This is a genomic window from Sphingomonas sp. PR090111-T3T-6A, assembly GCF_000383095.1.
Taxonomy (GTDB): domain Bacteria; phylum Pseudomonadota; class Alphaproteobacteria; order Sphingomonadales; family Sphingomonadaceae; genus Solisphingomonas.
This window is the reverse complement of record NZ_AORL01000007.1, coordinates 1-15,564: the sequence shown is the minus strand read 5'-3', so window position 1 is coordinate 15,564 and position 15,564 is coordinate 1. Positions and strand designations below refer to the sequence as shown.

General features: G+C 60.8%; 8 protein-coding genes. 3 read left to right on the top strand and 5 right to left on the bottom strand.

Going from position 1 to position 15,564, the window contains the following annotated elements; genetic code table 11:
* The first annotated feature begins 314 nt into the window (after positions 1-314).
* Entirely contained in the window at positions 315-4,769 is a 4,455-nt protein-coding gene (locus tag ST3T6A_RS0101600; protein WP_019831137.1) for a hypothetical protein, read from the top strand.
* Between the two features lie 86 nt (positions 4,770-4,855).
* Positions 4,856-5,776, top strand: coding sequence for a hypothetical protein (locus tag ST3T6A_RS0101595; RefSeq protein WP_019831136.1), 921 nt, complete (start codon positions 4,856-4,858; stop codon positions 5,774-5,776).
* Positions 5,777-6,380: 604 nt separating this feature from the next.
* On the opposite strand, the gene ST3T6A_RS21330 is transcribed toward ST3T6A_RS0101595, so the two are convergent.
* The 5 genes from ST3T6A_RS21330 to ST3T6A_RS21325 all read right to left on the bottom strand — a co-directional run bounded on the left by ST3T6A_RS21330 (position 6,381) and on the right by ST3T6A_RS21325 (position 13,269).
* On the bottom strand, positions 6,381-7,799 hold the full coding sequence (locus tag ST3T6A_RS21330; RefSeq protein ID WP_157602294.1) for a hypothetical protein: 1,419 nt from the start codon (positions 7,797-7,799) through the stop codon (positions 6,381-6,383).
* A gap of 473 nt (positions 7,800-8,272) precedes the next feature.
* Positions 8,273-9,265, bottom strand: coding sequence for a TniB family NTP-binding protein (locus tag ST3T6A_RS19055; RefSeq protein WP_019831132.1), 993 nt, complete (start codon positions 9,263-9,265; stop codon positions 8,273-8,275).
* Positions 9,262-11,475: a DDE-type integrase/transposase/recombinase gene (locus ST3T6A_RS19050; protein WP_019831131.1), complete on the bottom strand. Its 2,214-nt coding sequence runs from the start codon at positions 11,473-11,475 to the stop codon at positions 9,262-9,264. Before ST3T6A_RS19050 ends, ST3T6A_RS19055 begins: the two co-directional genes overlap by 4 nt.
* 89 nt (positions 11,476-11,564) lie before the next feature.
* A complete protein-coding gene (locus ST3T6A_RS0101565; protein WP_037537409.1) occupies positions 11,565-12,233 on the bottom strand; it encodes a TnsA endonuclease N-terminal domain-containing protein in 669 nt (222 codons plus the stop codon).
* A 505-nt stretch (positions 12,234-12,738) separates the two neighbouring features.
* Positions 12,739-13,269: a hypothetical protein gene (locus tag ST3T6A_RS21325; RefSeq protein ID WP_157602291.1), complete on the bottom strand. Its 531-nt coding sequence runs from the start codon at positions 13,267-13,269 to the stop codon at positions 12,739-12,741.
* 870 nt (positions 13,270-14,139) lie between these two features.
* Here ST3T6A_RS21325 and ST3T6A_RS0101555 point away from each other — a divergent pair.
* Entirely contained in the window at positions 14,140-14,880 is a 741-nt protein-coding gene (locus tag ST3T6A_RS0101555) for a hypothetical protein (RefSeq protein WP_157602288.1), read from the top strand.
* The last annotated feature ends 684 nt before the right edge of the window (positions 14,881-15,564 follow it).

Sequence of the window (15,564 nt, the reverse complement as noted above, 5' to 3'; positions counted from 1 at the left end):
GCGATGAATCAGGTTGGAGAAATGCAACAATCTTCGCGATCTCATCTGGCTAAGCCCGGTATGTTCGGGCTGGCTCGTGATGGACGCGTCATCCTATCTAAAGCGAGGTCTGGATAGCCAGACAAGATCAGGATGCGATCGCATTCACGCGGACATCTCACGCCGATTGATGCGAGTGACATCGAATGGATGGAAGAATTTTAATCGAGATATTGGGCATCGGCACCTTTGGGGACTTCTATATTGCCGCTATATCTGCTGTGTGCATCCGCAAGATCATCGGCCAAGTTCAAATTGGATAATTAGCCTGCCTTATGTCGCTTCCCGATATCGATTTCGACCGGATCCGCCATCATCATGGGACGCAGGCCGATGCGTTCGAAGAGTTGTGTTGCCAGCTAGCCAGCGATGAACCAATCGCGGACCGCGTGCGCTTCGACCGTAAGGGCCGAGGTGGCGACGGGGGCGTGGAATGCTTCGTCACCCATGCCGATGGGGCCGAAACTGGCTGGCAGGTAAAATATTATTCGGACTTCGCCAGCATGATCGGATCGCTCGACGGGTCGCTCACCCGGGCGCTCGCCCGACATCCCGCCATGCGTCGTTTCATCGCCTGTTTTCCGTTCGACATCTCGGATCCGCGCCGGGATGGGGTGCACACGGCGTTGAGCAAATGGGACGCATGGCGCGAAGGCCGGATCCGTGAGGCCGCGTCATCAGGTCGGGTGATCGAGATCGATTGGTGGGACGCGCATCGTCTTAAGCTGCGGCTGACCGACAGCACCCCCCGGTCGGCGGGGCGGGTCGCCTTCTGGTTCGACCAGGAGATGCTGACTAACGCGTGGTTCAAGAAGGCCTTTGAGCGCACCAAGGCGGGCCTTGGCGATCGCTACAGTCCGGAGAGCCATGTTGATCTGCCGGTGCGACAGACCATTCTCGGCTCACTGCGCGACCCAACGATCTTCGGCGATCTGAAGGCGCTGGCGTCGAAGATCGAGACGCGTCTTGCGCCGGCAGAGGATGAGGCCACCAGGCCTGTCGTGGCGGCCGCGTCGGCGCTGGCGAGCGAGTTACGGCGTCTCGCCGCCGAAACCGCAACTCCGTTCCCGCTAGACGCGCTGGTCGCGCGCATCGACGTCGCGCTCGGCAGCACCCTAGGGTGGATCGAGACCCGTCGCGGGACGGAGGAGATCGAAAGCCCGTCGCGGGAGATGGTGGCGATTCATCGTCTGGCGGAGGTGCTGCGATCGGTACGCCGCGATCTGGACGAGGATCGGTGGAGGCATCTCGATATTCGCGCCTTTCTCGTGGTCGGTGATGCAGGAACCGGTAAGTCGCATCTGCTCGCCGATGCCTGCGCCTATCAACTGGCCCAGGGACGCCCGGCGCTGATGGTGCTGGGTGGCAAGCTCCCGGATGCAGAGCCATGGGGTGAGATTCGGCGGGATCTCGATCTGCCGCATCATCTCCAGACGAAGCAGTTCCTCGGCGCGCTCAATGCGGCGGGGGAGGCATCGGGTGTCCGGACGCTGATTGCGATCGATGCCCTGAACGAGAAGAACGGGCAGCAAATCTGGCCCGAGCGGCTGCCCGGTCTGCTCAACGACCTTCGTGACTTCCCGTGGATCGCTGTGGTGCTGTCCTGCCGCACGACCTATGAGCCGATCGTTGTGCCGGCCACGCTCGACCGGACTCGCCTGCCGCGCGTGGACCATGTCGGCTTCGACGATGAAGATGTCATCCGCTATCTCGCGCGGCGCGGCATCAGTGTGCCGGAAAGCCCTGTCCAGCTCGACGAGCTGTGCAATCCGCTGTTCCTGCGGCTGACCTGCGATGCGCTGCGCGCGGACGGCGAGGTGCTGCTGCCGGAGAATCTGGGCAGCATCAGCGACGTGCTCAGCCTCTATCATGGCGCGGTCGCGCGTCGGGTCGACGGTGCCCTGGGCACAGCGCCGCGGCGTGAGCTGGCCGCCAAGGCGACGCGCTTGCTGGCGCGCGAGATGGCGGCCAAGGGGCGGGGGCAGGTCGGCTTCGAGCGCGCGGACGCGCTGGTCCGGGCCGTCCATGACGGCGATGACCTCGGGCGTGATCTGCTGTTCCAGCTGGAGAATGAGGGCCTGCTGTCGGTCGAACAGGACGATGTCTCGAGCCCCGGCGCGGATCAGGTGGTTCGCTTCACCTTCGAGCGGGTCGGCGATCATGCGATCGTGTCGGATTTGCTGGATCGCAGCCTTGTGGTCGGCGCGAGGTCACCGGCGTGTGCTGCTGGCACGCCGCTGCGTGATGCGTTGTCGGATCCCGGGTCCGAGATCGTTGAAGGCCTGCTCGAGGCGCTGGCGGTCCAGCTGCCCGAACGCTTTGGCGTGGAGCTGGCCGATCTTCCCGGCCTGCCGGACGGGCTGTGGCTGACCGCGCCGTTCGAACATAGCCTTCTGGCCCGTCGGCCCGACGCCTTCACCGCGCGCACTTGGGAGCTGTGCGTCGCCCTAGGCGACGAGGCATCGCGGCTGGAGACGCTTATCGCGCTGGCGACCGAACCGCACCATCCCTTCAACGTGCGTTTCCTCGACGAGGCGTTGAGGGCACGGCCGATGCCGGACCGGGATGCATGGTGGTCGGTTCATCTCGCCACATCGCGGCGGGCGCAGAACCTGGTCCGCTGGGCCTGGAATGTCGACCAGTCGCGGGTCGTGCCCGAGCGCGCGGAGCTTGCGGCGACGCAGCTCGCTTGGTTCCTCTCTGCCTCGAGCCGCGTACTACGTGATCGGGCGACCAAGGCGTTGGTCGCGCTGTTCGCCGATCGCGGCCTGCTGGCCTTCCAGATTTGGGATAGCTTCCGGCTGGTCGACGACGTCTATGTGACTGAGCGAGTGGTGGCGGCGCTCTATGGGGCGGCGCTGCAGGGGCGGTGGGCGGACTCCGAGCTCATGACTGTCGCGCTCAGCCTGTATTGGCACCTCTTCGCCGATCGGGCGCCGCCCGCCAACGCGCTCCTGCGGCAACATGCGGCGGGATTGATCGCCTATGCCCGGGACAGGGGCGCGACGGTCGAGACGCTCGAGCGCGCCGACCTCGAAGGCCCTTTCCGCAGTGCTTGGCCGATCGAGCAGGTCCCGGACGAGATCATCGCGGGCTTCACTCGAAGTCGGAGCGACGGCTTCCTGGCGCGCAATGAAATCGTTGCGTCGTGCGACAATGGCGATTTCGCGCGCTATGTGCTGGAGTCGGTAGTGAAGGACTGGAGCCCGGCTCCGATCGGAACCGATCCGCTTCCCACCATCGACGATCTCCGGGCGACCTGGTTCGCGCGGTTCGACGCCTCTGCGACGCCCGAGATGAAGCAGGCCCATGACGCGCTGGTGCGGACGATGGCGCAGGAGCATGGCGATCGCGGCTTTCTGAACCCCGATGCGCGCAAGCGCATCGAGGCTGCGAAGGCGCACTTCAAGGCGGTGGTGGGACCGGAAGCTTTCGAACATTGGCGGACGCAGGCGGAGCATTGGCGTGCGGGAGGCCGGGCGTCGCGATGGGCGCGACGCGGGCCGGCGGAGTTCAATCTCGGGTGGGCGCGCCGCTGGGTGACAATGCGGGCCCATGCGCTGGGGTGGACGCAGGAGCGGCATGGCGCGTTCGATCGCGGTCGCCGCAGCGATCGGCATCGCCATGATGTCGAGCGGATCGGCAAGAAATATCAATGGCTGGCGCTTTATGAGCTGGCAGCGCGGATGGCCGACAATCTCGAGCCCCTGCCGGATCGCGGCGCCTATGATCGCCTGCGCAACATTGACCCGTCGCTGTTGCTCGACCGCACCCAGGACGATGGCTGGCGGCGCTTCGACAGCAAGGCGTTCTGGATCGGCGCCGAGCCGGGCCTGACGGCGCGCACGCCGGCGGAGGCGATCGCCTGGTTGCATGGATCCGACGACATTCTCGACGGCGACGACAATATTGCGGTGACGTCTCCGTTCGATGGGCGGGATTGGCTGGTGCTGAAGGGGTTCGAGACCTGGAGCGGGCCAACGGACGAGATGCATTGCGAGGCCTGGCGGCGGGTCGGCTGCATGGTGGTGCGGAAGGAGGATTTTTCCGCCGCGCTGTCGATGCTGATCGCGGAGTCGTTGACCGATCCCTCGGCGCTACCGTCTGCGGAGGGCGCGGACTTCGGGATTCTGCTCGGGGAGTTCCCGTGGCGGACGCTCGACCCCGACCATGACGACTGGATCGAGGACTGGCAGGTTCGCGGCCGATGGGGCGAGGGCGTGCCGACGCTCACGGTGCGGCCGACGACGGCCGAATATATCGCGGAAGCGAATGGCTATGACGGGTCGATCAGCGAGAACATCAACCTGCACCTTCCCGCCAAATGGCTGATGGACGGGTTGGGCCTGCGCCTGACCGACGGTCGGTCGATCGAGTATCGGGACGCGGGCGGGACGACGCGGTTCATGGATCCGTCGGTGTCGATGAATGGGCGCAGCGCCGCGCTGGTCGACCGCGCGGCCTTTCTAGACCTCCTGCAGCGACAGGGCCTCATCGCCATCTGGGCCGTCGCCGGCGAGAAGAGCGCCTATGGGGAGACGCGATCGGAGGGCTTCGGCGGACGCCTTGCCTTCACCCGGTTGTTCTTTTCGCACGGGAACGATCTCGTTGACCTCGAGCGTTTCGAGAGCTTCGCTAAGCCCTCGAAGAAGCAGCTGGCGGCGTTTCTTGGCGAGCCGGAGCCGGAGGGCGAGGAGGAGGAGGAGGAGGAGGAGGATGACTCGTCCTGATCGACGCGCCAGCCGGCCGTGTCGGTCGCGCGCTCCACTTGGCCGTGGACCGCGGCGGGCTTGTTTTCCACGAGGAGTCCCACCGTATGAAAAATTGGTTCAAGGCACCGCACGACGAGGTGGTGAGCGCCAGACATGCCGCGGCCGTCGAAGCGTGCCTGGCGATCAGCCTAGTCTATTGCAGTCCCATTCATCCCGACAATGACATCCCGTTCTACGTGATGGAGGGTCTCGTCGATGGCGTGGTGAGCGACGCGGGAACGCGGAAGCATCCCGCGATTGAGGCGCTCCGGTCGCTGATCAAGCCGGGGGAGATGTTCGAAGCCCGGGTTCCGGTCAATTCGATCCAGGGCGTCTTGCAGGTGAACGGCCCGTTCGCCTTCAACATCGCGCGCCTGCCGGAGCAGATGAACCTCTGCCCCGGGGACGCCTTCGCGCATGTCGAGACATTTGGCCCGTTGGACCAGGCGGAGGGGGAGAGGCTGTGGCAATCGATCCAGACGCAGCTGGTGGGGAGCGAACGCGACATATTCCCGCTGGCGCACCAGACATGGGATGATTGCTACATTATCCTGAACCACCATGGCGCATCTCACCGCCTCGCGCTGTGGTGGCGGCTGCAGCAGTTCGTCGATATCCACAAGCGTTGCCTGCCGCGCGTGGAGGAGGTGTCGGCGCGGGTCACGCCTTATCATCTCGACGCCTCAGCGCTGGATCATCTGTGCCACACGGACCGCGTTCTGTTCTGCAAGGACGATCCCCACCTGGACGTGGCGTTCGAGGCGCTGCAGGCGGTCGATCCGCGCTACCTGTATCTCCCGCCAAAGCGCGGACCGGGAGGCAGGGGTTCGGACGTTCCGGCGATGATGGTGCTGCCGCAGATGGCGGAGGTGGTGGCGGCCAGAAGGGCGGACAGCTTGGCCCTGCACCGCTGGGCGGACCCGCTGTTCGATATCGGTCGCTATTTCCTGGAGCGCCGTGCGACCTATCGGCACGGGGTTCGGTAGGGCGGGACGCGAGACGACCGCGCCAGCGGGGGCGGGGCGTCCCACCTCCCCCGCCGCCTTCTCGCTGACGACGATCATCGGCATCGGCCGGTACCGGCCTTGGCTCGGCCGCCGGCGCCCAGGATGCTGGTCTTGCTGCCGCTGCTGCTGTTGGTGCTGATCAGCGGCAACGTCGGCACCGCCGGCGGACGGGATGATGCGTCTCGATCTTGGCTGACGGCGGGGCGCGAGCGTCCGGCCCGGACGGCGCGGGGTCCTTTAAAACGATGTCCTGGACGAACAGCGTCTAGAACGGTCTCAGAGGCTCGATCCCGGCCGCGCCGAGCAACTCCTTATGTCGGGTTTTGCGGATTGCGATCATGTCCGGGCGGGCCTTTAGCATTTGCGCGATCCGCGAGCCGGCGGTGGCTCACGGCCTCGATGCTGCCGTCTGTGAGCAATTTGAGCTGCTCGCGCATGGCATTACAACGGACGATATCGCGGGTTTCGGAGCCATCACTTGGTCATCACCGATGTGCAGCGATTAGGGCGGCGACGATGCCTCAAGCTGAGGTGCGGGGCACCCGCACCTCAATCCGTGACACTGGGGATGGTGTCGAAGGCATCATGCTGTTGACGGAATTTCTTGATCAACCGAGTCGCCGAAGTAGGCCTCTACGGCGGCTCGATCACGTCCGAGGGCATCGATTTTCGGTAGATTGATGACACTGAAATCCGGAGAGATTTGTCTCAGGTCGTCAATCCACCGAGAATTTATCTCGCTCCGGGAGATTCGCGACATGGCGACATTAAGTACTGCATCACGATCAAGCTTTTTGTCGTCGTGAACATATGCAACGAATATCGAGTTCATCGCGACGGACATCGCCGGTGGGGTAATGTTTAGAATGATGATGGCGTCTCGTTGTGAGATTCGCATTTCCGGTTTGAAGCGCGCGCTATTTTCGTCGAAGTGCATTTTTCTCACGCGCGCCGCATCCTTTTTGGGGATATGGACCTGATCAATCAGCATTTTTCCGCGCGGCTCGATGCTGTAAGGGAGTGCCTTGCCAAGCATCTCCCGGAATATGGGGCCAATGGGCTTCTCGCGCCCCCCGATGCCCTGAAGTAAAGCGCGGAGGCTAATCGTGGGTTCGCGCATGGTACACTTATTGGAGTGCAGCTTTTGCAGCATCAGCTCAAAGCTTGAAGGCAAAATTTGCTTCCTTTTATGATGGGCTTTGACGATGGGATGGTCGACCTCAGTCACAAGCCCCAGAGCCACGAGTTGGTCGACTGCTGCGTGAGTGCTTCCGATCTTCTCAGCCACGGTCGCGACGTCAACGCGATCTCGCAAATTATTGGCAAGGACATCAATCTCGGCGGCTTCAAAAGCTGCCGAGATGCGGTGACCGCGCGTCGCGGAAACCTTAGCGTTGATGAAACCAGCCTGATGGAGTGCCGCAAATTCTTTTGGTCGTAGGCCTAGCCGCTTCTGGGTCTCCGCTACGCCAATCAAGGTTGGGAAGAACTTGAGCGTAGAATAGAAGCTTGGCTTCGAGTTGACGATTTCCGGAATATGCTTTTCGAGTGCTGGCCTTAGCCCAGCTGGAAACGTACCTCGGCTGACTCCGTCACGAAACCCTTGGAACCGTTGGGCCGCTTCGAGGATGCCGATTGCGTGCACCGTATCGTGGATCTCACGGTGCCACTCATCCGGCCAGCTTCGAAGTATGGAAGCTGCTCTACTCAAAAACGCCAGCTTCTGCGGAAGGGGAAGGGTTTTGAGCTTGGACCGTACAGGCAAATTGCCGGGTACGTCGCAGAGCGCCGACAGGCGGATGGCCAGCTCGAAAGCAATACCGCGGTCCAGGTCTCGAAGACGATGATCCAACAGCGATGAGGCGGGCTCATGAATCCGTGGATCAGGATTGATGAGCGCGAGAAGAGGATTGATTCTGCGACGCGTCTCGGAATCGACGATAGCTGCAGGGAATGCTTTCAGGTCGGCTTCGCAGTGCTCGCACTGATCGATCGCGACCACCTTGCCCCAGCGCAGTCGCTTGGAGCATCGGGGGCAAAGTTCGACAAGAAGCTCACCGGTCTCGATGCAATAGGGTGTGAGCTGATGGGCCCACGCCATCCGGTCGAATGGCGCCCTCGATAGAGCAAGGGAAGACCATCGACGGTACCGATAGGAAAGATCGAGGTCGAGAACCACGGACCCACCGAAAGATCGCCATTTATGTGCGAGGCCAGATTCGTTTCCGCTGTTGAGCAGGGGGGCCAATGCTTCCGGCCGTACCTTCAAGACCGCTGAGAGCCTGGGGATATGCTCGTGGTCGCGCAGGCTAGTGCCCCCGGGCCGATGATCGCTCCGATACCCAGCTGAGCGGAATATGTGCCTAGTGTTTCCAAGGACGTTTTCTGCGGCAATGCGCGTGATGAAGCCCGGAAGGCTTTCTCCCTGGATAGGCTGATCGGAAAATCGCACGGCTCGAATTTCACTCATAACGATTATCGCGCTCCCCGAACGCCGGTAATGAACGGATTATATCCGATGAAATCCTGTGCAACTGCCCAAGACGTCGTTGCATGCGATAGGTCGAAGAGCTCGATGGACGTCGCCCCCCGGAACAGTGTGTGGTCAAGCGCTACGCGTATCAGGTTCGATACACGCCCGAGGACCCCGCCGGAGATCGCGAAGAGGCAACTTAACGTGCGTTTTTCAGTGAGGTGTGATTTGCCAACAGTGAGTTGAGCTTTTGCCAGTTCGCAATCGAGCTCGGTGACATACGTATGGAAGATTTTGCGGTCGCCCGGCGACGATCGATCGAGCGGTTTGAGATCACAGGGAGGCATGAGCCGATTGGCGAGTTGCTTGTTCTGATTGAGGAACTCAGTCGCTTCGTCCGTGCCAAGGAATATGGCGGGGCATAAACCATCGTCCAACATGCGCTTCAGCGTGTCGGTGGTGTCGTTTGCTTCGGTGCTCCTGAACCGCAGATGTTGGGTTTCGTCGATCACCAGCAAGCGCGTGTTGAGACGCCGAAGCGACCTGTAGACGCGCTGTTTGAGGATGGCCTCTGTACCCTGCTCGGAAAAATCATCTCCAATGGCGTCGAGGATTGATGAGAAGAGGCGTCTGGATGTGCACGCCCGATCCAGAGGAGCGATGATAACCGGCACGTCGTCAGGGGCGTGCTGGTTCTGGCGGAGCACCCAATCCCTGAAATATCTAGCGGACGTGGTCTTGCCCGATCCGCTAGGACCCAAAATCCGACCACCCAACATGGGGCGACCGGACGCAGCTGACTGCGCCATCACCCGCTTGTACGTGAACATCGCCTGTTCGTGCCGATCGGTGACGACATGAATCTGGTCGTACTTTTCGATCTTGGCTGCGACCTCAGCGATCACCGCATCCGTCATGCGAGGGGCAGGGTGGCCGGTGACGGGCACGAATTCCGCGTCGGTGAAGGGGCTTTTCGGCAAAGGGGCGGCGCTCACAGGTGATCGTCCGAGCTATCGACGTCAATATCATCCCAATCGTCGTCAGGCCCTCTGGCCGCCGACTCGATGGAAGCGTCGAGCGGTGTCGCGACCCTCGACTTTTCAGGCGCAAACGTTGGGCGCGGTGGGAGATGGGCGCCATCCTCGCGGACGCTGGCCCCGGTCGAAACCTGGATAGTGTGGCCGGTCGCATCGACGTTGGAGACGACGGTTTCGACCGGGACGGGCATTGAAGGCTGATAGCGCTGCAGCCGGTCCGAGCTGAACATTCGAGCCATTGCCCGCCGATCTCGCATCTCCAAGTCGGGCGCGAGCTTGTGGATCAGATCATTAAGCGCCTGGCGCGCTCCGAGCTGGTCTTCTTCACTGTTAAACGCGCGGGCCTCCCGCTTGGCCCAGGCTTTGATCTGGCGGTGCTGGAAAAGGCTCAGGCCCTCGGTGTATCGCGGCTGGCAGGAAGGTATTCTGACATAAGCCTTAGTGCGATCGTTCCAAGCATGGATTTCGGCCAGATTCGCCTCGTTGAAGCGGATTTTCACCCAGGCTGAAGCAGTGTGCCTCAGGCGATCACCGACTTTTTGAAGACCGGCTAAATCATTGAGGAGTTCGTATGTTGCCGTAGGGTCGCGGTAGAACAGCCCCTCCAGATTGATTCCATTCTTGGTTAGGCGCGCGCGCTTGGTCGAGCCCAGCAAATGATCGAGGGCATGCGGATTCTCGATAATATTCGTACCGTGGGCGGCCTCCGAGAGTTCCCACGCACGTGCGGGTTGCATGCCGAGAGCCGAGTGATCCTGAACGTGATAGACCCCAATTGCTTCGGTAATCAGCTCATCGAGCTCCGCGAGGGTCAACGCCGAATCCTTGACCGGATCATAGCCCATTTCGGCCATGAGGCTGGGATCGAGCATGGCGCCCGGCAGCTTGGCGCTGAGGAGCGTGTCGAGCGTGCGGAAAAAGCGCTCGAGCATCGCCTTATGCGTTGGAGTGCGAACCGCAGCCAGCTGAAGCGTCGTGCCGACATCCAGCAGCGCATCTTCGAAGGCGGCCGACACAAAGTTTGCACCGTTATCGGCGATGAGCGTCGCTATTTGCCCGCCAATGCGTTCGAGAACGGGATATTGCTTTGAGCGATCAGTAGGAGCCTTCGGCCGCGAGGCGTGCTTAAAGGTCTCGATCGCCGAATGAAGGGTTGGGCCTTCGAAGCTGACGCGCCAACCCAAAATGCATCTCGTATGCACGTCCATGATAACGCAGAGCCAAGGGCGCCCGATGGGCAAGCGGTTCGATCCATGGAAAACGCAAACCGAATCCCAGAACTTGTCGTCGGCCAGCGCGATTTCGAGGTGTCGCTGTGTATGGAGAGGGGAGCCGGCGACCTTAAAATAGCGCTTCGCGAAGGAAGCGCCGAATTTCTCCGCAACGGTATCAAAGCTACGAATATCGTGGATGGCGCGCGAAATCGTCGAACGTGAAGCCATTTTCAATGGAAGCTCGACTCCACCTGCCACCTTCCGTCGTTCATTCTCTTCACGGATCAGCTTCTCCGCGTTGGAGCAGGCGTCCTTTATTTTTATCCCCTTGTCCGTGTAGTAATATCGGGCAGCCCACTGGATGATAGTGCGAACAACGGGATCGATCCTTGCGGTCGAAGATCGGGGAACCCGGCCGGACATAGACATCGTATCGATCAACCGGATCGTCTCACGCTCCGCCATTTTGCGATACCAACGGCGCGCGCTTGTCGTCGCCGGTCGCGGACCGTACCTCTTTGCGATGGCCGGATCCCGCCAGATCTGGTCGAGATGTTCGCTGATTGGATTGTCGCTGAATGGCGACTTGCGGGCGATCAACTGGAGTACGACGAAACGGCGGAGCGCGGCTTTGGCATCGCGCTTGATGATTGCATCGTGGTCGTATTGCGGCCGATGTCGACGGACCTTGGCCTCCTCGACGGTATCGAATCTCCTGCATTTCCCACGACGCATAAGGTCGATAAGCCAGGCAACGTCCGGCAGCTTCGACGCGCCGGTCACCGGATCGACGATCTGAACCAGCGAACCGGTGCGGGCATCGATGAATTTGAGCAGACCGTCGCCGAGCTCGCCCTCATAGAACATGACACGCCGATCGAGTTCGAATTTGCTGCCTGTGGGGAAGTTGAACACCATGGGATTAGGGGCCGACGACCAGCTGGTATCGATCATCACAATTTCCTTGCTTTGGAGGCGCGCGAAACCAATCCGCCGCGCAGTGTGCGCAGCGGTGGAGGCAATGCGGACGAGCTTGTTGAGGGTTAGAAGCGCAGTGGCGGCAGATAGTCGGGTAGCGCTGCGACCGCATGGACTGGGCTGGAGTCAGTCAAGGGACGGGTCAGATCGATGTTAATCAGACGACGGGCCATCATGGCGTAGGCGCGGGCCCTTGCTGCGGCGACGGTACCTCCGATGACGGCGCAAACTGCACCCAGGGTCGAGCTTCCGGCGATCAGCAGCCGGGCGACTGCCGCTTTTTGGCTCTCGGTGATGACGGTCAGGCGCGACGGAAACATCAAAGAGATGCTGTCGTTGATGATACGGTTTGTTTCTGAGCTGGTCTCATCGAACTGGGCGCGAACCAAGGTACGAAAATGCCAGCCCCTCTCCAGAAACGTGAAGGCCGCGAGTGTGAGCTTGCGCATGTAATGATCGTCCTGGAGGTGATGCCAGTCCGGTTTCACTTCCCAGATTGCCCTGTCGCCATTGTCAAAGAGAACCGCCATGTCGGGCGTGTAGGAGACTGGCTTGCCGTCGATCACCAGGTCGACCCGAAGTGGCTGGCTTCTCATCCGGACCACCGCAGGATCGAATTCAAGCCGTTTGGCGATCAAGGGCTCGATACCGGCCTCCGTGTGGAAGGCGCCTTGGGCTTTCAGCAGAAACATCGCCTGCGATTGGAAAGCCTTGCGACCGGTGAGGTGGCGCATGCTCTGACCGTTGGCAGTTTGAGCAATTCGGACGACGTGATCGCCGGCGTGAAATTTGCTGCCGATGGTTCCGGGACAATCGGTCGGGAGTGTGACGTGCCTATTCGGAGCGTGATCTCTCGTGTCTTCAAGGCGCTCGCCCGCGATGTTCTCGTAAACAACAGAAGGATGATCAGGTTTCTTTCGCGGCCTAATTGTTGATTTGCTTCGAAAAACGGAAGCTAGTTTAATATTTCGACGAGTTTCATGATGATTAGACATAAATATCCTATTCCCCCGGAGTGCTCCGCGAGATTGTTGACGTTTGGATATGGACGAATCTTGATCCCGCTAAGGACCCTGTGACTCTTCTGCGAAGACGGTTTGCATTCTCGCCATCCCATCAAGGTTGTGCGTGCTTATCTTTAAAACGAACCTGATGAGCGTACCATCGCAAAGAAACTTGACTTTTGATCGGGAAACGAGTACTCATACCGAGTAATGAAATGAACGATCTGTTCAGATTTTATTCAGAATCGGCTATTTTGTTCTGCTGTTTCATGTGCCGCTGACGAGGAGGTTGCGAGTCTGTCATTGGATCGACCGCACTGATTCGCGGAACGGCCAGCAGGCTTTCTGGCGATTTTGATGATCGCCATGTCCGGACGAGACGGTAGAAGGCGTGCTTGGGAATCCCCAGTTGGCGCGCCTCTGTGCGCGCTACGCCGCGACGACCATCTGCGAGCAGGAAGCGGTCGATGGCGGCCAAGCGTCGGCGGATTTCGTCACGATCCGTGTCAGCGACGCGCGTGAGGTCGACAGTGGTGGGGCGATCGCGGAGCCTGGCAACGGCCGGGGGCATGCGGGCTGCTACCGGGCCCGCTGCGGCTGGGTGCCGGCCGTGAATCGATTGAGGCGAGATCGCGAGGAAAACGATCTCTGCGGTCGATAAAAAGGCGTCTCTCTGCTGTGGGCGGAGGCGCAGGTAGGGGGAGTGGCTTTCATATCGATCGGAGAACAGGCCTGTGATGGCCTCGCGCGCCTGCAGGATGGTCATCGCGCGCTGGGATGTCGTTTCCGCTCGTCGGCGCCGGGAGGTCTCGCTGAGTGCTGCACTTGTATGGCGGAAGCCAACGCTTGATAAGCGCTGCCCCAGCAGCGCGGAAGTATAGTCCCCGCTGTTGGGCCGGATGGCCCGTTCGTCCGGAATAGCCCAGGACGTCGGAAGTGCCCTCCGCAGGACCTCCCACGATACGCTATCCCGTCCTGCTATGTGCACCCGAAGGCGCTGTCCAGTCTGCGTAGGCGACGGCTCGGAGTGACGCTGACGGGTGACGGCGTCACGCAACAATTCCAGTGCCGTCCAAGAGGCCGGCGGATCGACGTCAAGAGACGTGGCGAGAAGATGTCCTTCCCGATCCATCAATACAGTCAAGATCGGCTGGATGAACTGTCCACATCCAACATGTACAGTCAAGTCTACTGCGCACTGATCGATAAGAATGTCTGCGTCAAATACAGGAAATCCCATTTTCGTTCTCCAATCAAAGTGTCGAAGAACACCGACTCCATGGCGCCGTAATTTCAAGGGAGGTGCGGTCAAGTGGTAGGGCGTCGCTGCAATTGCGCGACCCTCAGAGGCGTTACTCTCTCGTGATGGCGAGACATTCCCAATCAGTGGAAGATAAATTCCCAATGGGTAGAGCTCGGCCCATCGGGGCTATCGGCTGCCGCCGATTACTCTAAGCCGGACGGCGGCGCTGTATAAACTGCTGTAAATAGAGAATAATATCGAAACGATAGCGAAATATAACGAGATTTCCGGAATTATTGAAATAACCCCTGTGCGGTCCCTATCTCCGCTCGCCGCAGTGTCGGCGATCATCTTGCGTCGCCTGGCCGGCTTCTCTTGCATGGGAGGAATCCGATGGTGCTTGCATCCGATAATTCTGCCGTTTCGAGCGAATTCAGAGCAAGAAGAGCAGATGCATTGCGCTGCTCTGCGCTCGAGCCGCTCGACCCGCTTGATGAGGATCGGCCCTGCGACGGAGCTTTCCTGCTTTCGGCACGCCAGGTCGCCCGCCTCGCGGCCATCGCAAGCGCAACCGGCTCGAGGTTCGCCCAAGAGCACATTCCGGCCGAGGCAATGGACTGGCTCTATGCCCCTCGAGCGCTGTTCGCTGGTCGGCCTGCTATCCCTGCCTGCTGTGACCTCGATCATTTTCGTCGCGCGATGCTCTTGCACGGGCTGTCTCTGGGTTTCGACGCACTCCCAGCCACCATCGATGCGTTTCTCGAGGAGGCCGTGCTGCCCGAGGTGGATGCCGAGGGTTCGATCGCGCCGGATGGAGGGGGGAATGTTGAGCTGGACAGGCCCGGCCTGTTCACTGCGACGATATCGGACCGCAGCATGTCCGGTACACTGCAAGTCTTCGTCGCGCGCATCGCACGCAGTGTCGCGGAGATGGAGTCTCGTATCAGCGAACGTTTCGGCGTCCGTCTGGCCGCCGTCGCGAGTGTGCGTGCTGGTTTCGATCCGCTCGAACCGGTTGCGATGACCCTGGTTTCGCAGGCGGTCAGCGACACGCTGGTCAGGATCGCGGAAGATCCATTTCAGGAGATGGCAGGTGGCCTTATTATTCACCTTGAAAGCCGCTTCTCTCGCTGACGTCGTTCGCCTGCATGTCGTTACCTGCTCCGAGGGTGTTCTGGTCAGGAAGGAGGTCAGAGACAGGCAGGAGAAGTGGTGGGATGCTGAGCTCCATGAGTGGCGTGCATTCCGCTCGTCAAACGGCGCGTATGTCTTGGTCGGCCGGGTTCACCATGATGATCTACGACGCTTCGTGGACGGACGGCTGATACGGACGTCCCCGGTGATCAGCCGTCGCGAAGATATCCGCGAGGGACAGGTGGTTTCGACTATCAACAGCCGATACCTGCTCCGATCGCGGGCCAAGCCGGGTGATCGCTTGCGCGCATTCCGATGTTGCGATCCCGGCAGGTTGCGCCTGGCTGGCTGCGAAGGACTGGGCGCTCTTGGGGGGATGCGCACATCATGGAAAGCTTAATGCGAGCATGGGCCGCCTTCGTAGCCGGAGATCCGCAGCGAGCCATCTGCGAAACGCAATATGGGACGGGAGATCATCGACTCCTCTGCTTCCTGATAACGTCTCTCGTCGAACACCACGGCGACGCGCTCGAGAACTGGAAGGATATACCCCAAACGTTCTTCGATGGGCAGACACCCCGCAACGCTCTGCGACTGGATGATCCGCAAACGTGGATTCGGCTTTCCAAGGCTCTAAATCGCGAGGCCAATCACAAAACTCGACGGTTGCACGCGGAGACGACT

What these genes read in the sequence shown, in the direction of transcription:
- ST3T6A_RS0101595 (WP_019831136.1), top strand. Translation starts at nt 4,856, where the DNA reads ATGAAAAATTGGTTCAAGGCACCGCACGACGAGGTGGTGAGCGCCAGA.
- ST3T6A_RS0101565 (WP_037537409.1), bottom strand. Translation starts at nt 12,233, where the DNA reads ATGCGCCACCTCACCGGTCGCAAGGCTTTCCAATCGCAGGCGATGTTT.
- ST3T6A_RS0101600 (WP_019831137.1), top strand. Translation starts at nt 315, where the DNA reads ATGTCGCTTCCCGATATCGATTTCGACCGGATCCGCCATCATCATGGG.
- ST3T6A_RS0101555 (WP_157602288.1), top strand. Translation starts at nt 14,140, where the DNA reads ATGGTGCTTGCATCCGATAATTCTGCCGTTTCGAGCGAATTCAGAGCA.
- ST3T6A_RS21325 (WP_157602291.1), bottom strand. Translation starts at nt 13,269, where the DNA reads ATGACCATCCTGCAGGCGCGCGAGGCCATCACAGGCCTGTTCTCCGAT.
- ST3T6A_RS19050 (WP_019831131.1), bottom strand. Translation starts at nt 11,475, where the DNA reads ATGATCGATACCAGCTGGTCGTCGGCCCCTAATCCCATGGTGTTCAAC.